This window comes from Stenotrophomonas mori (genome assembly GCF_023556335.1).
Classification (GTDB): Bacteria; Pseudomonadota; Gammaproteobacteria; order Xanthomonadales; family Xanthomonadaceae; genus Stenotrophomonas; species Stenotrophomonas mori.
This window is the reverse complement of the sequence record NZ_JAIKTS010000001.1, coordinates 161,767-184,172: the sequence shown is the minus strand read 5'-3', so window position 1 is coordinate 184,172 and position 22,406 is coordinate 161,767. Positions and strand designations below refer to the sequence as shown.

Sequence of the window (22,406 nt, the reverse complement as noted above, 5' to 3'; positions counted from 1 at the left end):
CCTCCCTTTTGAGCTCGTAATGCAAGTGCCAGACACCTCACAAACCACTGATAACAAAGCAGTTAGGGCGAAACTGACAGGCACGCAAGAACATACCCCCCTAATGAAGCAGTTCTTCGCCGCCAAGACCGATTATCCGGACCTGCTGCTGTTCTTCCGCATGGGCGATTTCTACGAGCTGTTCTACGACGACGCGCGCAAGGCCGCGCGCCTGCTGGACATCACCCTGACCCAGCGCGGCAGTTCCGGCGGCGCGCCGATCCCCATGGCCGGGGTGCCGGTGCATGCCTACGAGGGCTACCTGGCACGGCTGGTGGCGCTGGGCGAATCGGTGGCTATCTGCGAGCAGATCGGCGATCCGGCGCAGTCCAAGGGCCTGGTCGAACGCAAGGTGGTGCGCGTGGTGACCCCCGGCACGGTCACCGACGAAGCCCTGCTGGACGAGCGCCGCGACACCCTGCTGATGGCGCTGTCGCGCAGCCGGCAGGGCTATGGCCTGGCCTGGGCCGACCTGGCCGGGGGCCGCTTCCTGGTCAACGAGGTCGAGACCGACGATGCCCTGGAGGCCGAGCTGGCGCGCCTGGAGCCGGCCGAGCTGCTGCTGCCCGACGAAGAGGACTGGCCGGACTTCCTGCACCAACGCAGCGGCGTGCGCCGGCGCGCGCCGTGGCTGTTCGACGCCGACAGCGGCCGCCGCCAGCTGCTGGCGTTCTTCAAGCTGCATGATCTGTCCGGCTTCGGCATCGACGACCGCCCGCGCGCCACCGCCGCCGCCGGCGCCCTGCTCGGCTATGTCGAGGAAACCCAGAAGCAGCGCCTGCCGCACCTGACCGCCATCGCCATGGAGACCGCCGGCGAGGCGATCGCGATGAACGCGGCCACCCGCCGCCACCTGGAGCTGGACACACGGGTGGACGGCGACACCCGCAACACCCTGCTGGGCGTACTCGACAGCACCGTCACGCCGATGGGCGGGCGTCTGCTGCGGCGCTGGCTGCACCGCCCGCTGCGGCTGCGCGACGTGCTGCAGCAGCGCCACCACGCGGTGGCGACGCTGATCGACCGCGGTGTCGATGCCGACCTGCGCGACGCCTTCCGCGCGCTCGGCGACCTCGAACGCATCCTCACCCGCATGGCGCTGCGCTCGGCGCGGCCGCGCGACTTCTCCACCCTGCGCGATGGCCTGGGCCTGCTGCCGGCCGTCGCCGCGCAGCTGGACCCGCTGGATTCGCCGCGCCTGCAGCAGCTGCGCGCCGAACTGGGCTCGCACGAGGACAGCGCACGCCTGCTGGCCGGCGCCATCGCCGAGCAACCGCCGCTCAAGCTGTCCGACGGCGGGGTGATCGCCGAGGGCTTCGATGCCGAACTGGACGAGCTGCGGCGCCTGTCCACCCACGCCGACCAGTTCCTGATCGACCTGGAGGCGCGCGAACGCGAGGCCAGCGGCATCCCGACCCTGAAGGTCGGCTACAACCGCGTGCACGGCTACTACATCGAGATCAGCAAGGGCCAGGCCGGCAAGGCCCCGGTGCACTACACCCGGCGCCAGACCCTGACCAACGCCGAGCGCTACATCACCGAGGAGCTCAAGAGTTTCGAGGACAAGGTGCTGTCCGCGCGCGAGCGCGCGCTGTCGCGCGAGAAGCTGCTGTACGAGGAGCTGCTCGACACTGTCGGCCAGCGCCTGGAGCCGCTCAAGCGCTGCGCCGCCGCGCTGAGCGAGCTGGACGTGCTGGCCTGCTTCGGCGAGCGCGCGCAGGCGCTGGACTGGTCGCGGCCGGAGCTGCAGGACGCACCCTGCCTGAGGGTCGAGCGCGGCCGCCATCCGGTGGTCGAGGCGGTGCGCGAGCAGCCGTTCGAACCCAACGACCTGGACCTGCACCCGCAGCGCCGCATGCTGGTCATCACCGGCCCGAACATGGGCGGCAAGTCGACCTACATGCGGCAGAACGCGCTGATCGTACTGCTGGCCCACATCGGCAGCTTCGTGCCGGCCAGCCGCGCGGTGATCGGCCCCATCGACCGCATCCTCACCCGCATCGGCGCCGGCGACGACCTGGCCAAGGGCCAGTCCACCTTCATGGTCGAGATGGCCGAGACCAGCTACATCCTGCACCACGCCACCGCGCATTCGCTGGTGCTGATGGACGAGATCGGCCGCGGCACCTCGACCTACGACGGCCTGGCGCTGGCCGATGCGGTCGCCCGCCACCTGGCGCACGTCAACCACTGCTACACCCTGTTCGCCACCCATTATTTCGAGCTCACCGCACTGGCCGACGAGACCCACGAAGGCGGCCCCAGCGGCATCGCCAACGTGCACCTGGACGCGGTCGAGCATGGCGAGGCGCTGGTTTTCATGCACGCGGTCAAGGATGGCCCGGCCAACCGCAGTTTCGGCCTGCAGGTGGCGGCGCTGGCCGGCCTGCCGCGCAGCACCGTGGCGCAGGCGCGGCGGCGGCTGGCCGAGCTGGAGCAGCGCGGCGGCGAAAGCCACGCCGCGCAGATGGCACCGCAGTCGCTGGACGCGCCGCAGCAGTTCGGGCTGTTCACGGCGGCCTCCCCGGCGGCACTGGAAGCCCTACAGGCAATCGATCCGGATGAGCTGACGCCGAAGCAGGCGTTGGAAGCGCTGTACCGGATGAAGTCATTGCTGTGAGCGCGGGCGCCCACTGACAACGCGCTCTGCGCCCAACCGACTGTTGCTGTTGCTGTTGCTACTGCTGTTTCTGTTGTTGTTTCCAGCTTTTGACCTCTCCCGGCCGTAGAGCGAGCCGAGCACCGCAGCGGGCCGAGGGGCGAAGAGGCGCACGTGTCTGAGCGAAGCGAGTTGTGCGCCGTCCCCTCGGCACGCGAGGAGCAGAGGGGACCGGCGGGCGTAGCCCGACGGATCGTGGCCCGGCCCGTGTTTCTCTTGGTTACTTCTCTTTGCACGAGCAAAGAGAAGTAACTCGCGTCCCGAAGGGGGGCGAAAGCCTTTGACTCTGCTCCTGCGTTTGAACTAGCTCCTGCAGGAAACCAACAGGAAAAACGAGAGCCGAGGCGCAGGACTCCAAGACAGAGGCCAAAGCGTGAATCGTGAAAGCAGGAGCTTGAAAGCAAGGCTTTCACTCCTGCTTCGCAGGAGCGAGTTACTTCTCTTTGCTCGTGCAAAGAGAAGTAACCAAGAGAAAGCACGCCCCTGCCTCCGCGCCCACGGCACTACGTGCCTCGGGTCCACTCCGCCGGCGGGATTTTTCTACGAGACATCCATGTCCCGTAGAAAAACGGCGTGCATCCCTGCACTCCGCCCTTCGGGTTTTTCCCACCGACTCCGTCGCTGCGGAAGGGGGACCTGGAAGTCCAAAGCAGAAGCAACTGCAAAAGCACAAACACGGGCAACGGCAACGGCAACGGCAACGGCCAATAGCGTGTTGCGCTCAGGCACCCTCCGCCCGTTCCTCCACCAGCGCATCATCCCGCGCATTGGCCCGCAGCGCCGCCGGACGCTACAGATGCGCCGCCGCATACGCCTCGAACGCCGGTGTCGGCGCCAGCTCACCGACGCGCATGTAGTAGCCAAGCAGCGCCGCCAGATACAGGTCCGCGACGGTGAACCGGTCACCGACCAGATGTTTCCGGCCCGCCACCGCGCCCTCCAGCGTGCGCATCAGGTCGGCCTCGCTGCCGTAACCGGCTTCCATCGGAGGCGCCAGCGCACCGTGGCGGCGGGCGCTGAGGAAGGCCTCCAGCGGACCGGCGGCAAACAGCACCCAGCGGTAGCAGGCGCCCCGCTCCAACGCACCGGACGGCGGCAGCAGGCCGCGCTCCGGCACCTGCTCCGCCAGATGCAGGCAGATGGCCGCGTTCTCGGTCACCACCGTGTCGCCATGCCGCAACGCCGGCACCTTGCCCATCGGGTTGATCGCCAGATAGTCGGGCGACTTCATGGGGGTGCCGTAGTCCAGCAGCACCTCCTCGTAGGCCAGCCCGGTCTCCTCCAGCATCCAGCGGGCGACACGCCCGCGCGAGAAGGGATGGGTATAGAACGTCAGCATCGCCGTCATCGGCAGGCACCTGGTTTGGAAGACGCCCCAGTCTGCGCGGGCGCTGCTGACAGCCGCTGTCAGTATTCAACCGTCCTGGCGGTAGCCGCGCTGCGCGTGCCAGCGCTTGAGCAGGCGGTGGCGCTGGTCCGGATAGCGCCGGCCGGTGTCGTGCAGTCCGACCACCCGGTCGGCACGGAAGTGGCGGAAATCGCCGCGCATCTCGCACCAGGCCGCCAGCAGCCGGACCTCGGCCAGGAAGGCCATCGCGAACGGCCAGATCACCCGTTCGCTGGCACGACCCTCGGCATCCCGGTAATCGATCCGCACCGCGTTGCCGGCGCGGATCGCACGGCGCAATGCCGGCAGCCATGGCTCCGGCGCCGTGGGGGACCATTGCGGCGCGTACAGACCGCTGGTCTCCACCTGCAGGCGCAACTGCCCGGGCAGCACCCCGGTCACCCGGTCCAGCGCGGCGCCGGCCGCCCGCGCCAGGTCCGGATCGGCATGCGAGGCCACCCAGCGCACGCCGAGCACGATGGCCTCCAGCTCCTCGGCCGAGAACATCATCGGCGGCAGCAGGAAGCCGCCGCGCAGCTGGTAGCCGATGCCCGGGTCGCCGGCGATGTCCGCGCCCTGGCTGCGCAGTGCGTCGATGTCGCGGTACAGCGTGCGCAGGCTCACGCCCAGGTCCTCGGCCAGCTGCGCGCCGCGCACCGGCAGGCGCCGCCGCTGCAGCGCGTCCAGCAGGTGCAGCAGGCGAGTGGCGCGTCCGCTCATGCGGTCTCCTTCCCCGGCGGATCGGTACGGACCGCGGAGTCTGGCAGATGACCAGCCGCATGCAAGCAACCACCGTGTCAGCCCCGGCCGCACGCGGCACCGACCGAAACGCTCCGCTCGCCGCACCGCACGGATGGCCGCCCACGGCCGGCCGGCTGGACGCCGGTGCCCCCGCATCGATGACGAGCAAAACGCATCGCCATAGACAAAAACTATGACGGCGAGCGGATCATTCGATTTTCCATTTCACCGCCCCGTAGCTATCGTCGTTGCACGCTATCCACCCGCCAGCCAGGAGCCCGCGACCATGAACAGCAACGACGGCAAGCCCACCTGTCCGTACCACACCGCCCCCACCCCGGCGCAGGCCGCGCAGTCGCAGCGCGACACCCGCACCACGCCGGAGCACAAGCACGGCGACGCGCCGGTGACGCCGATGACCACGGCTTTCGGCGCGCCGGTGGTGGACAACCAGAACAGCAGGACCGCCGGACCGCGTGGCCCGCTGCTGATGGAGGACGTGTGGCTGCTGGAGAAGCTGGCCAACCTCAACCGCGAGGTCATTCCCGAGCGCCGCATGCATGCCAAGGGCTCCGGCGCGTTCGGCACCTTCACCGTCACCCACGACATCACCCGCTACACCCGCGCCAAGATCTTCTCGGCAGTGGGCAAGCAGACCGAGATGTTCGCCCGCTTCACCACCGTGGCCGGCGAGCGCGGCGCGGCCGACGCCGAGCGCGACATCCGCGGTTTCGCGCTGAAGTTCTACACCGAGGAAGGCAACTGGGACCTGGTCGGCAACAACACGCCGGTGTTCTTCCTGCGCGACCCGCGCAAGTTCGGCGACCTCAACAAGGCGGTCAAGCGCGACCCGCACACCAACCTGCGCAGCCCGCGCAACAACTGGGATTTCTGGACCCTGCTGCCGGAAGCGCTGATGCAGGTCACGGTGGTGATGAGCGACCGCGGCATCCCCCGCAGCTTCCGCCACATGCACGGCTTCGGCTCGCACACCTACAGCTTCACCAACGACGACGGCGAGCGCTTCTGGGTGAAGTTCCACTTCCACAGCCAGCAGGGCATCGAGGCGTTGACCGACGCGCAGGCCGAGGTGCTGGCCGGCAAGGACCGCGAGAGCCATGGCCGCGACCTGTTCCAGGCGATCGAGCGCGGCGACTTCCCGAAGTGGACGCTGTTCGTGCAGGTCATGCCGGAACAGGAGGCGGAAACCTACCGCATCCATCCGTTCGACCTGACCAAGGTGTGGCCGAAGAGCGACTATCCGCTGATCGAGGTCGGGCAGTTCGAGCTCAACCGCAACCCGGAGAACTGGTACCAGGACGTGGAGCAGTCGGCGTTCGCACCGAGCAACCTGGTGCCGGGCATCGGTGTATCGCCGGACAAGATGCTGCAGGCGCGGTTGTTCGCCTACTCCGATGCCCAGCGCTACCGGCTGGGCGTCAACCACCACCAGATTCCCGTCAATGCCGCGCGCTGCCCGGTGCGCAGCAACCACCGCGACGGCGCCCTGCGCACGGACGGCAACTACGGCGGCCTGCCGCACTACGAGCCGAACAGCTACGGGCAATGGCAGGAACAGCCGGAATACCGCGAGCCGCCGCTGCGCATCCGCGGCGATGCCGACTTCTGGAATTTCCGCGAGGACGACGCCGACTACTTCAGCCAGCCCGGCGCGCTGTTCCGCAGCTACGACGCCGCGCAGAAGCAGCGCCTGTTCGACAACACCGCGCGGGCGCTGGGCGATGCACCGGACTTCATCAAACAGCGCCACGTGGACAACTGCAGCAAGGCAGACCCGGCCTATGGCGCCGGCGTGGCGGCGGCGTTGAAGGCGCTCGCGGAGATGCCGCCGGCCGACCCGTTCAAGCCGGCCCGGCCGGAAGCCGAGTTCCCCCGGGCCACGCCGGGCGCGGAGGACATCGCGCTCTGACGCCGGTACGGCGGGGGCAGCATGCCCCGCCGCGGTCCCCAGCCGACGGGGGCCGCGGCATGCACGGCCCGCCCCGCCGTTGCCGGTACCACGGCATCCGGCCCGCCCCTTCCCCGACCCCGCGGCGCTACCATGCCCGGGTTCACCTACCGCAAGGACCACGCGATGAGCCTCACCGACGACCTTCTTTCGCAACTGCAGGGTGCGCCGCTGCAACAGGTATCCCGGCAGCTGGGCATCGACAGCCAGCAGGCCTCGGGCGCCATCGGCGCCGCGCTGCCGCTGCTGATGGGCGCACTGGGCAACAATGCCGCCAAGCCGCAGGGGGCCCAGGCACTGCTGGGCGCCCTGCAGAACAACCACAGCGGGCTGGATATCGGCAGCGTGCTCGGCACCGTGCTGGGCGGCGGTGGCGCGCCATCCGCTGACGGCGCCGGCATCCTCGGCCACATCTTCGGTGGCAACCAGGGCCGCGCCGAGGCCGGCCTGGCGCAGGCCACCGGACTGAGCGGCGAGCGCGCCGGCCAATTGCTGAAGATCCTCGCGCCGATCGTGATGGCCTTCCTGGCGCAGCGCATGGCCAGCGGCGGCCAGGCCGATGCCGGCGGACTGGGGCAGATGCTCGGGCAGGAGAAGCAGCGCGCCGTGCAGCAGGGCGGCCTCGGCGGCGGCCTGCTCGGCAGCCTGCTGGACCAGGACGGCGATGGCCAGGTCGGCGTGTCGGACCTGATCAAGCTGGGCAGCGGCCTGCTGGGCGGCGCCAAGCGCTGAGCCACCCTCCGCTGCGGCAGTTCCCGGAACGCCCCCATGCGGGGGCGTTTTCCGTGCTGGCTGGTGTCAGGAATCCGCATTGAAGCGCGCCCGGACGCCGTGTCCGGAGGCGTCCGCGGCAATCCGCCCCCTGCAGGGCAGCAGCAGGGTGGCCCGCGTCGACGCGGCACCGCCCCGTGCCAGCGGGCCGCGCAGGCCCAAGGGCGTCGAGCGGGCGGGGACCGGCGACGGCGCCGCCGCCGAGCGGCAGCCCACCGGTGCGGTCGAATGCGGGGAGCGGGCGTCCGTTGGCGGCGGCGCGGAGGAAAGGGCCTTCCCCGATCAGCGCGCCGCGGAGCCACGCCCGACAGCGCATCGAAATGCGCGGCGATGCGTCCGGCAATGGCGGCGTCTACCGATGCCCGGCCGGCGCGCCGGTGCTGCCGGTGCCGGCCGTGGTGGCGACCGGGTCGCGGGTGCGCCCGACCCCGGCGAAGTCGGCACCGTTGCGCACCAACGCCAGGCGCATGGTCCTGGAACAGTGCCGGTGCCAGAAGCGCGAGGCCGGACGTGACCGTCTCGAAAACACCCGGCTGGGTGCCGGTGGCCGCCGGCAGGGCCGCGGCGGACGCTGTCGGCCCCCTGGCGGCACCCACCGCGCTGGACGGCCTCAGCCAGCCGATCTGCGGGCGCGGCCGCACCAGCCGGGCATGCCACCGCAAGAAGGCCGGTCCCGTCGGACATGCTGCCCGACCGCGTCGACCCCCCCGGCATCCCCGGCGGCGCCCTGTCGCGGCTCAGCCGGCGTCGATGTCGCCCAGGGCGCGGATCAGGCGGCGCGCACGCTTGTCGGGCCGCTGCCCGGGCGGAAGATAGCCATCCCGGGCGGCCGCGCGCAACAGCCGCTGCGCCTCGCGCGCCTGGCGCGAGGCCTCGCTTTCCAGGTAGAGCGCCTGCGCCACCGGTGCCGGTCCACGCAGGTCGCTGAGACCACGCACGCTGACCTCGAACGTTTCCTCGCCCCGCTGTATGCGCAGCACATCGCCGAGGCGCACGCCACGCGAGGACTTGGGCCGCTGTCCGCCGATCTCGACCTTGCCGGTCGCCACCGCGTGCTTGGCCAGGCTGCGGGTCTTGAAGAAGCGCGCGGCCCACAGCCACACATCCAGCCGCAGGGTGGCCGCCGGGGAAAGTCCGTCAGTCATTCTTCTTCTTGAAATCCACGTCCATCGCGGCCTTTTTCGAAGGCCCCACCGTCCAGTTCAGTTCGCCGTCCGGGTGGCAGCGCCGGTCCCGCAGCGAACGCACGCCGCCCGCGCGCTCGGCCGCGGACGATTCGCCGCCCACCAGGCAATCCGGGCGCTCGGCCGGACGCACGCCCGCATCCATGAGCCGCTCGGAGCTGGCGCAGGCCGTCAGCCCCAGCACCACCAAGGCACCACTCATCGCTTTCAGCATCGTTCTCTCCTTGCCAAGGGCCTGTCGCCCGGTTGAAACCATCGCGTGGAACAGGCGCCCCTGGAACGCGGCGCGCACCTGGCCGGTACACCGGAAGGCCTTCCGCCGTCGAACCTGTACCCTGCGGAACGGCCGGCGCCGCTGCCCGCCGGGGACGCGTCCGAAGCGGCACACAGGCCCTTTCCGCCGCCAGCAGCGACCACACGGGGGGCGACCGGAGGGCGCCCGTCGGGGCTCCATCGAGCGCCCCAGTGTCCACCGCGGCATCTCACCGCCCCCGCATCCTAGCGTCGGCCACGACCGCCGTCACACCGGCAATGCTAGTGTCCGCGTTCATCCGACGACCGATGCCCATGACGCCTGCCGCTCCTACCCGCTCGCTGACCGAAGGCCCGATCGGACGCAGCCTGCTGCTGTTCTCGCTGCCCATTCTTGCCGGCAACATAGCGCAGTCGCTGAACGGCTCGGTGAACGCGGTCTGGGTGGGGCGGTTCCTTGGCGAGGCCGCGCTGACCGCCACCGCGAACGCCAACAACATCCTGTTCTTCCTGATCGGCTCGGTGTTCGGCTTCGGCATGGCCTCGACCATCCTGGTCGGCCAGGCCGTCGGCGCCCGCGACCTCGCCCAGGCCCGGCGCGTGGTCGGCACCAGCGCCAGCTTCTTCATCGGCCTGTCGGCGATCATCGCCGTGGCCGGGTGGTTCGCCACCGAGTGGCTGCTGGCGGCGATGGACACCCCCGCGGCCTCGCTGCCGCTGGCCGCCGCCTACCTGCGCATCATCTTCCTGGCCGTGCCGGCGCTGTATGCCTTCGCCTTCCTCAGCGCGGCCCTGCGCGGCGCGGGCGATTCGCGCACGCCGTTCCGGTTCCTGCTGTTGGCGGTGGCGCTGGACATCGCATTCAACCCGGTGCTGATCTTCGGCCTGGGGCCGTTCCCGGCACTCGGCATTGCCGGTTCGGCCTGGGCCACGCTGGTGTCGCAGGCGCTGTCGCTGGCCGCCCTGCTGCTGTACATGCGCCACAAGCGCCACGTGCTGTGGCTCGGACGTGCCGACCTGGGCCTGTTCCGCCTCGATCCGGCCATCCTCCGCGCCCTGCTGGTCAAGGGCATCCCCATGGGCCTGCAGATGGTGCTGATCTCGCTGTCGGTCATCCTGCTGATGACCATGGTCAACCAGTACGGCACCGACACCGCGGCCGCCTATGGGGCCTCGCTGCAGCTGTGGAACTACGTGCAGATGCCGGCGATGGCGATCGGCGCGGCCTGCTCGTCGATGGCCGCACAGAACGTCGGAGCGCAGCGCTGGGACCGCGTGCGCGGCACCGCGCGCAAGGGCGTGCTGTTCAACTTCGTGCTGACCGGTGCGTTGATCCTGCCCCTGGTGCTGCTGGACCGGTATTCGCTGGCGCTGTTCCTGCCGCAGGGCAGCGCGTCGCTGGAAATGGCGCGCCACCTCAACCACATCGTGATCGGCTCGTTCCTGTTCTTCGGCGTCAGCTTCGTGATCTCCGGCGTGGTGCGCTCCACCGGCGCGGTGGTTCCCCCGCTGCTGATCCTGGCCGCCTCGCTGTGGGGGGTACGGGTGCCGTTCGCCGACCTGCTGCAACCGTACTGGGGGGCCGATGCGATCTGGTGGAGTTTCCCGATCAGTTCGCTGGTGTCGATGCTGCTGTCGCTGGCCTATTACCGCTGGGGCGGCTGGCGCAACGCGCGGATGACCGCCGCACCGCAGGCGGCCGGCCTGGCGACGCCCTCGGAGGTGCCGGCCTGCCCGCCCTCGCCGGTTGCCGATACCGACGCCGAGCTGCCCGCCGCCGACAGTGCCCGTTGACCTCCACGCACCGGCCTTCCCACCCGCACTGCTGGGGAACGGCTGGACGGAAGCGGCAACGCCGGGCGCCACGCCTACGGCACACCCCGGGAAAGCCCTGTCGGACGATGGCCGTGCACCCACGGCGCCGGCGACGGTGCGCCCGACCCCGCGAGGCAGCAAGCTGCTTCGCGGCGTGCGCGAGCGTCCTTGCCTGTGCCGACGGGACGGCTCCGGAAACACGAACGGCCGCCCGGAGGCGGCCGTTGCGGCAGCAGGGCCCGACCGGGCCCGCGGCGGTATTACTCGGCGGCCTTGGCAGCCTGGCGCGCGGCCTTGGCCTGCGCAGCGGCGGCCAGGTCTTCCTTGATGCGGGCAGCCTTGCCTTCCAGGCCACGCAGGTAGTACAGCTTGCCGGCGCGCACCTTGCCGCGGCGCTTGACCACCACCGAATCGATCAGCGGGCTGTGGCTCTGGAACACGCGCTCCACGCCGTAGCCATGCGAGATCTTGCGCACGGTGAACGACGAGTTCAGGCCGGCGTTCTTGGTGCCCAGCACCACGCCTTCGTAGGCCTGCACACGCTCGCGGTTGCCTTCCTTGACCTTCACGTTGACGATGATGGTGTCGCCCTGCCCGAACTTCGGCAGCTCGCGGGTGGCCTGGGCGGATTCGAACTCCGCGACGATGGATTTGTTCAGCTTGCTCATGATTGCACCGATGGATTCGGGGTGGTCGTGTCGATTCGACAGCGTGGGCTTATGCAGTCACCGGATTGCGCTGCACGATTGTTGTTCTGTCCAGCAACCCACGCCACGCCGTGGCCATGGGAACTCGCTATTGTAGCCTAGGATTTTCCGGAGGCGCCAGTACCCGGCGTCCCGGCAGCGGCCAGCGCCTGCCGCGCCTCCGCCAGCCGCCGGCGATCGGCCTTGTCCAGGGCCGCCTCATCCAGCAGGTCGGGCCGGCGCAGCGCGGTGCGCAGCAGCGACTGCCGCCGCCGCCAGTCGGCGATCGCGGCATGGTTGCCCGAGCGCAGCACCGCGGGCACCTCGCCCAGCGCGTGGCTGGCCGGCTGGCTGTAATGGGGACAATCCAGCAGGCCGTCGCCCTCGAAGCTGTCCTGCAGCGCCGATTCGGCGGTGTTCAGCGCGCCCTCCTGGAGCCGGGTGACGGCATCGACGATCACCGCCGCCCCCAGTTCGCCGCCGGACAGCACGTAGTCGCCGAGGGAAATCTCCTCATCCACCTCGGCGGCAAGGAAGCGCTCGTCCACGCCCTCGTAGCGGCCGCACAGCAGGATCATCCTCGGCAGCGCAGCCAGTTCGCGCACCCGGGCCTGGGTCAGCGGCCTGCCCTGCGGGCTGAGGTAGATCAGCGGGGCCGGAGCCGGATCGGCCCCGCGCACGGCCGCCAGCGCGGCCCGCAGCGGCTCGATCAGCATCACCATGCCCGGGCCGCCACCGAACGGACGGTCGTCCACCCGGCGGTAGTTGCCCTCGGCATAGTCCCGCGGATTCCAGCCATGCAGGTCGACCAGGCCGCGCTCGTGGGCACGGCCGACCACGCCCAGCGCGGCCGACTGGGCGATGAATTCGGGGAACAGGGTGATGACGTCGATGCGCACCGGGGTCAGAACTCCGGGTCCCAGTCGACCACGACCAGGTTGGCCTCGAAATCGACCGACCTGATGAACTCGTCCATCACGAACGGCACCATCCGCTCGCGGTCGCCGCGCACCACCAGCACATCGTTGGCGCCGGTGCTGAACAGGTGCGAGACCCGCCCCAGCGCCCCCCCGTCCACGGTCCGCACGTCCAGGCCTTCCAGATCGACCCAGTAGTATTCGTCCGACTTCGGCGGCGGCAGGGCGCTGCGCGCGACATGGATCTCGGTCCCGCGCATGGACTCGACCACGTTGCGGTCGTCCACGCCGGGGAAGGTCGCCACCAGGGTCTTGCCGGCTTCACGCCCGCGCACCCCGCTGATCTCCGACTCCTGCCCCGAGGGGCTGCGCAGGATCCACGGCTGGTAGTTGAAGATCGCCAGCCGCGGCTCGGTCCAGGACTCGAGCTTGAGCTCGCCACGCACACCAAAGGCGCCGGACACCCTGCCCAGCAGGATACGGCGCTCGGAATCCTTCTTCATGACGGCCGGGCCGCGCTTGCGCGCGGCCCGTCAGGATCAGGCCGTGGCGGCCTGGGCCTTGGTCGCTTCCTTGTACAGGTTGCGAACCTTGTCGGTCAGCTGGGCGCCGTTGGCGACCCACTTGTCGACCGCGGCGACGTCCAGCACCACGCGCTTCTCGGCGCCCTGGGCGACCGGGTTGTAGTAGCCAACGCGCTCGATGTTGCGGCCGTCGCGGGCGCTGCGCACGTCGGTGACGATGATGTGGTAGAACGGACGCTTCTTGGCGCCGCCGCGGGTCAGTCGGATCTTGACCATGGTGGTTTCCTGTATAGCCCAGTCGCCAGGATGGCGAGGTAAGCCGGCGATTATAGCGGCGCCCCCGGCCCATTCCAAGCCCGCCCCCGCCGCCTTCACAGCGGCTGCCAGGGGGTCTGCGCCAGCGCCTGCCGCAAGCACTCCAGGAGCGCCTCCGAGCGCGTGAACCCCTGGTCGCCGATCCGTGCCAGCGGCCACAGCCCGGTGGCGTTGCAGGCCACCGCACCGGAGAAGTCCGCCAGCGCCGCCAGCCGCACCTCCCGCCACGACGGCGCCCGCCCCAGGCGTTCCAGCCCCGCCACCAGCAGCTGCTGGGCGGTGCCGCGCAATGCGGACGCCTGCGGCCACACCACCGTGTCGCCATCGAGGAAGGCGACGTTCCAGGTGCTGCCCTCACTGACCCGCCCGCCCGCGTCGATGAACAGGACGTCGTCGAAGCCCGCGCGCATGGCCAGGCGCCGTTGCTGGAACAGCGGGAAGGTGCCGACATGCTTGAGCTCCGGCTGCGCCCGCTGGTAGTCCACCGGCAGGACCGCCCGCGCCTCGGCGGACACGCCCGCCGGCGCGCCGATGCCGACCAGCACGTCCACCGGCACCGGCCGCAGCGGCTGGCGGAAATCGAACGCGCGCGAGAACACCGTGATACGTACCGACGCATCCTGCACGCCGCAGCACTCCAGCGCCTGCCGCAGCCAGCCCAGTAGTTGCGCCTCGTCCAGCACCGCGTCGAACAGCGCGCGCGTGCCCTGCTGCAGGCGCTCCAGATGCAGCGCCCACCCCTGCGCACAGCCGCCGCGCACCTGCAGCGACGTGAAATGACCGTAGTTGACCAGCGCCGCTCCCAGCACGGCGGCATCGGCCGGAGCGCCATTGCAGAACAGCCGGCTCACAGCAGCGCCTGCGCCTGCCGCCACATCGCCTGCAGGCTGTCCGCCACCGGCCCGCGGCGGGCCATCCAGGCCGACTGCCCGGCCCACGCCTGCATCGCCTCCAGCCGGTCCTCGGCCTGGGCCTGGCGGCGCATGCCCGCGGTGAGCCCGCGCTGCACCGGGTACGGTTGCGGTGGCGGCGCACCGGGGGCGGCCGCGGCGCGCACATAGGCGGTTTCGATGGCACGCCCGAGGCGGCCGCTGAAGGCGCGGGTCGGCCGGGCGTGCTCCGGCTCGGCGGTCGCCAGCGCCCGCTTCCAGCTGTCGGGAACCGTGGATTCGTCGGCGGCCAGCCAGGCGGTGCCGACCTGCACCGCGCTGGCCCCCAGGACCAGCGCCGCGGCCACGCCGCGGCCATCGCCGATGCCGCCGGCCGCGATCACCGGGATCGTCAGCCGGTCGGCGAACCGCGGCAGCAGGGCGAACAGCCCGTTCATCTGCGCCTCGGCACGCGCGGCGTCGAACGCGCCACGGTGGCCGCCGGCCTCCATGCCCTGCGCGACCACCGCATCGGCACCGGCCGCCTGCGCCTGCAGCGCTTCGTCCAGGGTGGTGGCGCAGGCGAACCAGGCGATGCCGGCCTCACGCAGGCGCTGCACCTGCGGACCGGAGAACACCCCCATGATGGTCGAGGCCACCGCCGGGCGGGCGCGTAGCAGCGCCTCGAACTGCTCCTGGAAACCGGCCGGCGCGGCATCGCCGGCGGCCACCGCCACCGGCGGGCCCCAGTTGCCGAGGAAGGCACGGGTGGCCGCTTCGGCCTCGTGGTCGCGGACAGGCGACGGATCCGGTACCCACAGGTTGACCTGCGCCGGGCCCTGCGAGCGCGCCCGGAAATCCGCCATCCACTGCCCGATCTGCTCCGGAGAGGACAGCACCGCGCCCATCGCGCCCATGCTGCCGGCGTTCGCCAGCGCCGCCGACAGCGCCACTGGGCAGGCGCCGGCCATCGGTGCCAGCAGGATCGGCAGCGCGACGCCGAAGCGCTCGCAGAACGACGCGGTCCGGGTGGAAACGGTGGAAGTATGCATGTCAGCGATGGCCGCCACCGGTACCCTGCCACGGCCAGGCCGTGTCTGCGGGTGCCGGGGCGCCAGCATCTCCAGGAGGAAGCCAGAACGCCATACTGGGCGTCATCGGCGGTGAAATCCATCGCCGGATGCGGCCCCTCCGGCCGCTCCCGCGTGGCATGCCGCGCGCCGGCCGCCGGCCACCAAGGCCTGCACCACGGTGGCGGGACGCGTTGCCGCTCAGCGGAACGGCAGCCCGCCGCGGCCGCCCATGGCGCCGAGCATGCCCTTCATGTTGCGCATCATGCCCTTCATGCCGCCGCCGGACAGCTTGCCCATCATCTTTTCCATCTGCATGTACTGCTTCATCAGCTTGTTGACGTCGGCCGGCTGGGTGCCGGAGCCGCGGGCGATGCGGGCTCGGCGCGAGCCGTTGAGCAGGCCCGGATTGCGGCGCTCCTTCTTGGTCATGGAGTTGATGATGGCGATCATCCGCGGCACCTCCTTGTTCTGCTGCACCTGCTGCTTGAGGTGCTCGGGGATCTGCCCCAGGCCCGGCAGCTTGTCCATCAGCCCGCCGATGCCGCCCATGTTCTGCATCTGCTCGAGCTGGTCGCGCATGTCGTTGAGGTCGAACTTCTTGCCCTTGGCGACCTTCTCGGCCAGCTTCTGCGCCTTGTCCTTGTCGACCTGCTGCTCGACCTGCTCGACCAGCGACAGCACGTCGCCCATGTCCAGGATGCGACTGGCCACGCGCTCGGGGTGGAACACGTCCAGGCCGTCGACCTTCTCGCCGGTACCGGTGAACTTGATCGGCTTGCCGGTGATGTAGCGCACGCTCAGCGCGGCACCGCCGCGGGCGTCGCCGTCGGTCTTGGTCAGCACCACGCCGGTCAGCGGCAGCGCCTCGCCGAAGGCCTTGGCGGTGTTGGCCGCGTCCTGGCCGGTCATCGAGTCGACCACGAACAGGGTCTCGGCCGGGTTGACCGCCGCGTGCAGGGCCTGGATCTCGGCCATCATCGCCTCGTCGATGGCCAGCCGGCCGGCGGTATCGACCAGCAGCACGTCGACGAACGACCGGCGCGCATCGTCGATGGCCGCACGGACGATGTCCACCGGCTTCTGCTCCGCCGCCGACGGGAAGAACAGCACCCCGACCTGCTCGGCCAGGGTCTTCAGCTGTTCGATCGCCGCCGGACGGTAGACGTCGGCCGAGACCACCATCACCTTCTTCTTGCGCTTTTCCTTCAGGTGCTTGGCCAGCTTGCCGACCGTGGTGGTCTTGCCGGCGCCCTGCAGGCCGGCCATCAGGATGACCGCCGGCGCCGGCACGTTCAGGTTGAGGTCGCTGGCCTGCGAACCCATCACCGCGGTCAGCTCGTCGCGCACTACCTTGATCAGCGCCTGGCCCGGGGTCAGCGACTTGAGTACCTCCTGGCCGACCGCGCGCACCTTGATCTTCTCGATCAGCGCCTGCACCACCGGCAGCGCGACGTCGGCCTCCAGCAGCGCGATGCGCACCTCGCGGGTTGCCTCGCGGATGTTCTCCTCGGTCAGGCGGCCACGGCCACGCAGGCGCTCGATGGTGCCGGAAAGGCGCTGGGTCAGGGACTCGAACATGCGGTGGGACCTGCAGGAATAAGGGCGAAGAGGCCGAAATTATAGCGGCCGGCGGCGGCACACGCCGCCCCGCCCGTCCGTGCATCGCCAGCGACCGGCACGTATGCGAAACTGTGGCGATGACAATCGTTCTCATTGCCGCCGTGCTCTACCTGCTGTCCACGGGCCTGCTCGTCCAGGGGCTGGCGGCCGAACGTCCCGCGCCGTCCCGCGCCTGGCTGTGGCCGGCCGCCGCCGCCGGCCTGCTGCACGCCGGCTACCACCTGACGGTGGCGCTGCGCATGGGTGGCGGGCCGGACATGCACTTCTTCGCCGCCCTGTCCCTGGTGGGACTGGGCATGGCCGTGCTCACCGCGATCGTCGGCGCCCGCGGACGCATGGCGGCGCTGGGCGTGCTGGTGTTCCCGATGGCCGCCGCGCTGCTGCTGGCCTACCACGGCTATGGCCACGAGCCCAGCAGGCCGCTGGGCTGGCAGCTGGCCAGCCACGCCTGGCTGGCGCTGTTGGCCTACGCCACGCTGAGCATCGCGGCGCTGCTGGCGATCATGCTGTGGCTGCAGGAGCGCGCCCTGCGCCGGCGCGATTTCCGCCCCTGGCTGCGTGCGCTGCCCCCGCTGGCCGACCTGGAATCGCTGCTGTTCCGCACCATCGGCACCGGTTTCAGCCTGCTGACCCTGACCCTGGTCACCGGCGTCCTGTTCGTCGACGACCTGCTGGCGCAGAAGCTGGTGCACAAGACCGTGCTCAGCGTGCTGTCATGGGTGGTGTTCGGCATCCTGCTGATCGGCCGCCGCCGCTATGGCTGGCGGGGCGGCAAAGCAGTGCACTGGACCCTGACCGCGATGGCCCTGCTGCTGCTGGCGTTCTTCGGCAGCCAGTTCGTGATCGAGCTGGTGCTGGGTCACGGCTGAGCGGCCCCGCACCCTGTTCCCGGCGCCGGCCCGGTGCCCTCAGTCCTTGGTGACGCGGTTGATCTCGGTCAGGCTGGTGATGCCCTGCGCCGCCTTCAACAGCGCCGACTGGCGCAGGTCGTTGACCCCGACCTTCTGCGCGGCCTCGGCGATGTCCAGCGCGTTACCGCCCTGCAGCACGATGGTGGCGATCTCGTCGGTCATCGGCATGACCTGGTAGATGCCGGTACGGCCCTTGTAGCCCTCGGTGCACTCGTCGCAACCGACCGGCTCGTACAGCTCGATGCCCGCCTCGATCTGGGCCGCGGTGTAGCCCTCGGTCAACAGCGCGTTCTCCGGCAGCGTGATCGGCTTCTTGCAGTTCGAGCACAACCGCCGCGCCAGGCGCTGGGCGATCACCAGGGTGACCGAGGAGGTGATGTTGTAGGGCGCGATGCCCATGTTCATCAATCGCGCGATGGTCTGCGGCGCATCGTTGGTATGCAGCGTGGACAGCACCATGTGGCCGGTCTGGGCCGCCTTGATGGCGATCTCGGCGGTCTCGAGGTCACGGATTTCGCCGACCATGATCACGTCCGGATCCTGACGCAGGAACGAGCGCAGCGCCGCGGCGAAGGTCATGCCGCGCTTGTTGTTCTGCTGCACCTGGTTCACGCCCGGCAGGCGGATTTCCACCGGATCCTCGGCGGTGGAGATGTTGCGGGTCTCGTCGTTGAGGATGCCCAGCGCGGTGTACAGCGACACCGTCTTGCCCGAACCGGTCGGGCCGGTGACCAGCACCATGCCATAGGGCTTGTGGATGGCTTCCAGGAACAGCCGCTGCTGCTCGGGCTCGTAGCCGAGCTTGTCGATACCCAGCTTGGCCGCGCTGCCGTCGAGGATGCGCAGCACGATCTTCTCGCCGAACAGCGTCGGCAGGGTGCTGACGCGGAAGTCGACCTGCTTGGTCTTGGACAGGTTGAGCTTGATGCGGCCGTCCTGCGGCACCCGCTTCTCGGCGATGTCCAGCTGCGACATCACCTTCAGGCGCGCGGCGATGCGCTCGCGCAGCTTGACCGGCGCCTTGGCCACGGTCTTGAGCAGGCCGTCCACGCGCAACCGGACCCGGTAGTCCTCCTCATAGGGCTCGAAGTGGATGTCCGATGCCCCCTTGCGGATCGCGTCGACCAGCACCTTGTTGACGAACTTCACCACCGGGGTGTCGTCGCCCTTGGCGTCCACGCCGGCGTCGCCGGCGCCGCCCATGTCCTCATCGCCACCGGCGACATCGAGGTCGCCCATGTCGTCGTCGCCGGCCAGCGAGTCGCCGAACGAATCGTTGCTGGCCAGCCACAGCTCGAGCGTGCGCCGCACCTGGTCCTCGTCGACCAGGATCGGCTCGACCACCAGGTTGGTGTGGAACTTGATCTCGTCCAGCGACTGGGTCGGGTTGCTGGTGCCCACGAACAGCTTGCTGCCGCGCCGGAACAGCGGCAGCACCGCATGCTTACGCAGCAGCTCCTCGCTGACCAGTTTCATCGCATTCTGGTTCGGGTCGAATACCGACACGTCCATCAAGGGCATGCCGAACTCGACCGCGTTGGCCGCCGCCAGCTGCGCCGCGCTCACCGCCTTCTTCTCGGCGAGCCACTGCGCCACGGGCACCCGTGCCGCGGTCGCCTGCGCCATCGCGTTGCGCGCGGCCGCCTCGTCCAGCGCCCCGTCCTGCACCAGACGACGGGCAATGCCGGTGATGCCCACCAGGTTGGCAGTGACAGCTAGGTTCATGGAGTTCCCCGACGCGGACCGCAGTGCGGCGATTGTAAAGGCAAGCGCCGGAGCGCGGGGAACCGCCGGCCGGCGCGGGCCGGGGGCCCCTGCCGCCCCCTTTCCGCCACCGCCCCGGGTACGGCCCCGGCCGGCGCGGCGGATGCCGGGCCCAGGGCCTCCCCGGTCCCCTCGATGGCCAAGCCCGCTACCATGTACCCCGGGGAGAACAACGGAACCACCATCGTGCAGTCACTGAGCATCATCCTGCCGGCCAAGAACGAGGCCGAGGGCCTGCAGCGCACTCTGCCGGCACTGCGGCAGGCCTGGCCGCAGGCGGAGATCATCGTCGTCGACGACGGCTCCACCGACGCCACGGCCGCCATCGCCGCCCACCATGGTGCACAGGTGGTCGGCAATCCGTACTCGATGGGCAACGGCGCGGCGATCAAGCGCGGCGCCCGCGCCGCCGGCGGCGACATCCTGGTGTTCATGGACGCCGACGGCCAGCACAGTGCGCAGCACATCGCCGCGCTGCTGGCCAAGCTGGAGGAGGGCTACGACATGGTGGTCGGCGCCCGCGACCGCAGCGGCCAGGCCAACCTGCACCGCGGCCTGGCCAACGGCCTCTACAACCGCCTGGCCAGCCACATGACCGGCCACCGCATCGACGACCTCACCTCCGGCTTCCGCGCGGTGCGTGCCAAGCGCTTCCGCGAGTTCCTGCACCTGCTGCCCAACGGGTTCAGCTACCCCACCACCAGCACCATGGCGTTCTTCCGCAGTGCCTACCCCGTGGCCTATGTCCCGATCCCGGTCGCCAAGCGCATCGGCAACGGCAGCCACATCCGCCCGCTCAAGGATGGCATCCGCTTCCTGCTGATCATCTTCAAGATCGCCACCCTGTACTCGCCGCTGAAGCTGTTCGCGCCCATTGCCGCGGCCTTCTTCCTCACCGGCCTGGGCTACTACGGCTACACCTTCGCCACCATGCACCGGCTGACCAACATGAGCACCCTGCTGTTCAGCGCTGCGGTGATCATCTTCCTGATCGGGCTGATTTCCGAGCAGATCACCAATCTGACCTACCGGCGCGACAACTGACATGCCCGGGTTCCGCAGGAACGCCCAGCCGCCACGCGCCTCGGGCCCCAGGGCCATGACAGCGCGGGCACGGCGCCCGACACCGCATCGTTGGCGGCCGAGGCCCGGCTCCCCCGCCCGTCCGGCGAGCTGGTGGCCGGCAGGCCCTTGCTGCGGTTGCGTGCCCTGCGCCACGGCCCGGGTGGAAGCCTCCGTACGCGACCGGCATCCGGCACCCACGCCCTCCGTTCTCCCCACCGCGCCCCCGCTCCCGTGCAGGGCCGGCCAGCGGGCGGCCCTGCCCTGCCGCACCGAACGTCTTTCGATGCCCTCGCCATGAATGCCGTCCCCCTCCCGCCAGCAACGGCCCGCTCCCGCCGGTTCCCCACCCCCACCTCCGGCATGCTGCTGGCGCTGATCGTCCTGCTCGCCGCCTGGCTCCGGATCGATGCGGCCCTGGAGACCCGGGTCGAGCAACCGATCCGGGCCGATGCCGCCGTCTACGTGGCCTATGCCTACAACCTCCACCACTTCGCTACCTACTCGAAGGAAAACACCTTCGTCGATCCGGCGGGTGCCGGCCCCTCCCGGCCGGACGCGTTCGCGGCCCCGGGGTACCCGGCCCTTCTTTCACTGTTGATCGACGGGCACCCGGACTGGGATTTCATCCGCAGGGTCATGCTGCTCCAGGCGCTGCTCGGCACGGCGATGGTCCCCCTCACCTACCTGATCGGCCTCCGCCTGGTGCCCAGGCGCCTGGCGCTGCTGCCGGCGCTCCTGGTCGCGCTGTCGCCGAAGCTCATAGCCGCCGGCACCTACCTCCTCACGGAAACGCTGTTCACCGCCCTGCTGCTGGCCAGCCTTGCCTGGATCATCTTCAGCGCCAACCGGCACCGCGCCTGGATGGCGTTCAGCGGCGGCGTCCTGCTCGCCGCCACCGCCCTGGTCCGTCCGACCCTGCAGTACATCCTGCCCTTCCTCCTGATCGCCCTGCTGCCCACCCTGCCGAAGGCTTTCCGCCTCCGGTACGCCATCGCGATGACGCTGGGCTTCGTCCTCGTGACAGGGGCATGGGCGACCCGCAACCTTGTCGCGACCGGACAGGCCTCCGACCAGACCCTGGCCATAAGTGCGCTGGTCCATGGCCACTACCCCTTCATGATGTACGACTTCAAACCCGAGTCGCGCGGCTACCCCTACCGTTTCGACCCGCAGATCGCGACGCTGTCGGAAAGCATGCCTGCCGCGGTACAGGGCATCGCGAAGCGCATCCGCGACGCCCCGGCCACCTATCTGCACTGGTACCTGGCCGGCAAGCCGCTCGCGTTCCTCGCCTGGTCCGATCCGGCCGCGATCGACGGGATATTCACCTACCCCACCCCGGAAAGCCCGTACCACCAGCAACCGCTGTTCAAACTGACGCTGGCCGTGATGCGCGCCAGCCACTGGCTGTGGGTGGGCCTGTTCCTCGTGCCGCTGCTGCTCGTGCCCACCACGCGATGGCGGAAGCACATCCCCGATCACCAGGCCGCGGCGCTGCATGCAACCTGCGCGACCGGCGTCTACTTCATCCTGATCCACATGGCGGGTTTCCCGATCGCCCGCTACAACATCCCGCTCCTGCCCGTGATCTTCCTCCTGGCCACGTATACCCTGGCCGCGTTCGGCCAGGCCTTCCGCACACGGCGGGCGGCCGCCCGCGACACGGGCCCCGGATGAGGAGGTCGAGCTTCTCCGCGTCGGCCACCGGCCCGCACCCTCGCCGCGATGCAGGGACCGCGTCGCCACCGCGGACGGCACCGCCGCTTGCCGGGCGGAGGCGCCCTCGCCCGCCCCGGGCGAAAGCCGCTGACGTATCCTCACCCCGCGTCCCGGCCGGCTGCGACC

General features: G+C 70.1%; 18 protein-coding genes and 1 pseudogene. 7 read left to right on the top strand and 12 right to left on the bottom strand.

The genetic code is table 11. The features are described 5' to 3' along the window. The first annotated feature begins 103 nt into the window (after positions 1 to 103). Positions 104 to 2,659: a DNA mismatch repair protein MutS gene (gene mutS, locus K5L01_RS00820; RefSeq protein WP_250061057.1), complete on the top strand. Its 2,556-nt coding sequence runs from the start codon at positions 104 to 106 to the stop codon at positions 2,657 to 2,659. Positions 2,660 to 3,491: 832 nt separating this feature from the next. On the opposite strand, the pseudogene K5L01_RS00815 reads toward mutS, so the two are convergent. Beyond that, a pseudogene (locus tag K5L01_RS00815) lies at positions 3,492 to 4,046 on the bottom strand (glutathione S-transferase family protein); the annotation flags it as partial. Positions 4,047 to 4,112: 66 nt separating this feature from the next. Beyond that, complete coding sequence (locus tag K5L01_RS00810; RefSeq protein ID WP_250061055.1) at positions 4,113 to 4,805, bottom strand: helix-turn-helix transcriptional regulator; 693 nt, start codon at positions 4,803 to 4,805, stop codon at positions 4,113 to 4,115. Between the two features lie 307 nt (positions 4,806 to 5,112). Between K5L01_RS00810 and K5L01_RS00805 the strand changes: the two genes are divergently transcribed. Both K5L01_RS00805 and K5L01_RS00800 read left to right on the top strand, forming a co-directional pair. Beyond that, positions 5,113 to 6,756 (top strand): catalase, encoded by a 1,644-nt coding sequence (locus K5L01_RS00805; protein WP_425603804.1) that lies wholly within the window; start codon positions 5,113 to 5,115, stop codon positions 6,754 to 6,756. Positions 6,757 to 6,921: 165 nt separating this feature from the next. Continuing rightward, positions 6,922 to 7,527, top strand: a complete 606-nt coding sequence (locus tag K5L01_RS00800) for a DUF937 domain-containing protein (protein ID WP_250063390.1) — start codon at positions 6,922 to 6,924, stop codon at positions 7,525 to 7,527. A gap of 776 nt (positions 7,528 to 8,303) precedes the next feature. Here K5L01_RS00800 and K5L01_RS00795 read toward each other — a convergent pair. Further along, positions 8,304 to 8,711 carry an RNA-binding S4 domain-containing protein gene (locus tag K5L01_RS00795; protein ID WP_250061053.1) on the bottom strand — a complete coding sequence of 136 codons (408 nt, stop codon included), beginning with the start codon at positions 8,709 to 8,711 and terminating at the stop codon, positions 8,304 to 8,306. Then, positions 8,704 to 8,964 carry a hypothetical protein gene (locus tag K5L01_RS00790; RefSeq protein ID WP_250061050.1) on the bottom strand — a complete coding sequence of 87 codons (261 nt, stop codon included), beginning with the start codon at positions 8,962 to 8,964 and terminating at the stop codon, positions 8,704 to 8,706. Before K5L01_RS00790 ends, K5L01_RS00795 begins: the two co-directional genes overlap by 8 nt. Before the next feature lie 353 nt (positions 8,965 to 9,317). Between K5L01_RS00790 and K5L01_RS00785 the strand changes: the two genes are divergently transcribed. After that, positions 9,318 to 10,796 (top strand): MATE family efflux transporter, encoded by a 1,479-nt coding sequence (locus K5L01_RS00785; protein WP_250061048.1) that lies wholly within the window; start codon positions 9,318 to 9,320, stop codon positions 10,794 to 10,796. A gap of 281 nt (positions 10,797 to 11,077) precedes the next feature. Here the strand turns inward: K5L01_RS00785 and rplS are convergent, their stop codons facing one another. The 7 genes from rplS to ffh form a co-directional block, all read right to left on the bottom strand. Continuing rightward, the gene (rplS, locus tag K5L01_RS00780) at positions 11,078 to 11,485 is read right to left on the bottom strand and encodes a 50S ribosomal protein L19 (RefSeq protein WP_250061046.1); all 408 of its coding nucleotides are present in this window, start codon (positions 11,483 to 11,485) and stop codon (positions 11,078 to 11,080) included. Between the two features lie 137 nt (positions 11,486 to 11,622). Beyond that, positions 11,623 to 12,402: a tRNA (guanosine(37)-N1)-methyltransferase TrmD gene (trmD, locus tag K5L01_RS00775; protein WP_250061043.1), complete on the bottom strand. Its 780-nt coding sequence runs from the start codon at positions 12,400 to 12,402 to the stop codon at positions 11,623 to 11,625. A gap of 5 nt (positions 12,403 to 12,407) precedes the next feature. Continuing rightward, positions 12,408 to 12,923, bottom strand: coding sequence for a ribosome maturation factor RimM (gene rimM, locus K5L01_RS00770; protein WP_250061041.1), 516 nt, complete (start codon positions 12,921 to 12,923; stop codon positions 12,408 to 12,410). A 36-nt stretch (positions 12,924 to 12,959) separates the two neighbouring features. After that, positions 12,960 to 13,220 (bottom strand): 30S ribosomal protein S16, encoded by a 261-nt coding sequence (rpsP, locus tag K5L01_RS00765; RefSeq protein ID WP_250061039.1) that lies wholly within the window; start codon positions 13,218 to 13,220, stop codon positions 12,960 to 12,962. Between the two features lie 95 nt (positions 13,221 to 13,315). Further along, positions 13,316 to 14,110 carry an aminotransferase class IV family protein gene (locus tag K5L01_RS00760; protein WP_250061037.1) on the bottom strand — a complete coding sequence of 265 codons (795 nt, stop codon included), beginning with the start codon at positions 14,108 to 14,110 and terminating at the stop codon, positions 13,316 to 13,318. After that, complete coding sequence (locus K5L01_RS00755; RefSeq protein WP_250061035.1) at positions 14,107 to 15,180, bottom strand: NAD(P)H-dependent flavin oxidoreductase; 1,074 nt, start codon at positions 15,178 to 15,180, stop codon at positions 14,107 to 14,109. Before K5L01_RS00755 ends, K5L01_RS00760 begins: the two co-directional genes overlap by 4 nt. Before the next feature lie 219 nt (positions 15,181 to 15,399). Beyond that, entirely contained in the window at positions 15,400 to 16,779 is a 1,380-nt protein-coding gene (ffh, locus tag K5L01_RS00750) for a signal recognition particle protein (protein ID WP_250061033.1), read from the bottom strand. Positions 16,780 to 16,898: 119 nt separating this feature from the next. Here ffh and K5L01_RS00745 point away from each other — a divergent pair, with 119 nt between their 5' ends. Next, positions 16,899 to 17,690 carry a cytochrome C assembly family protein gene (locus K5L01_RS00745; protein ID WP_250061031.1) on the top strand — a complete coding sequence of 264 codons (792 nt, stop codon included), beginning with the start codon at positions 16,899 to 16,901 and terminating at the stop codon, positions 17,688 to 17,690. A 39-nt stretch (positions 17,691 to 17,729) separates the two neighbouring features. On the opposite strand, the gene pilB is transcribed toward K5L01_RS00745, so the two are convergent. Next, on the bottom strand, positions 17,730 to 19,457 hold the full coding sequence (gene pilB / locus K5L01_RS00740; RefSeq protein ID WP_250061029.1) for a type IV-A pilus assembly ATPase PilB: 1,728 nt from the start codon (positions 19,455 to 19,457) through the stop codon (positions 17,730 to 17,732). 225 nt (positions 19,458 to 19,682) lie between these two features. Here pilB and K5L01_RS00735 point away from each other — a divergent pair, with 225 nt between their 5' ends. Both K5L01_RS00735 and K5L01_RS00730 read left to right on the top strand, forming a co-directional pair. Beyond that, complete coding sequence (locus tag K5L01_RS00735; RefSeq protein ID WP_250063388.1) at positions 19,683 to 20,540, top strand: glycosyltransferase family 2 protein; 858 nt, start codon at positions 19,683 to 19,685, stop codon at positions 20,538 to 20,540. Between the two features lie 381 nt (positions 20,541 to 20,921). Then, positions 20,922 to 22,238 carry a glycosyltransferase family 39 protein gene (locus K5L01_RS00730; protein WP_250061027.1) on the top strand — a complete coding sequence of 439 codons (1,317 nt, stop codon included), beginning with the start codon at positions 20,922 to 20,924 and terminating at the stop codon, positions 22,236 to 22,238. Positions 22,239 to 22,406: the final 168 nt, after the last annotated feature.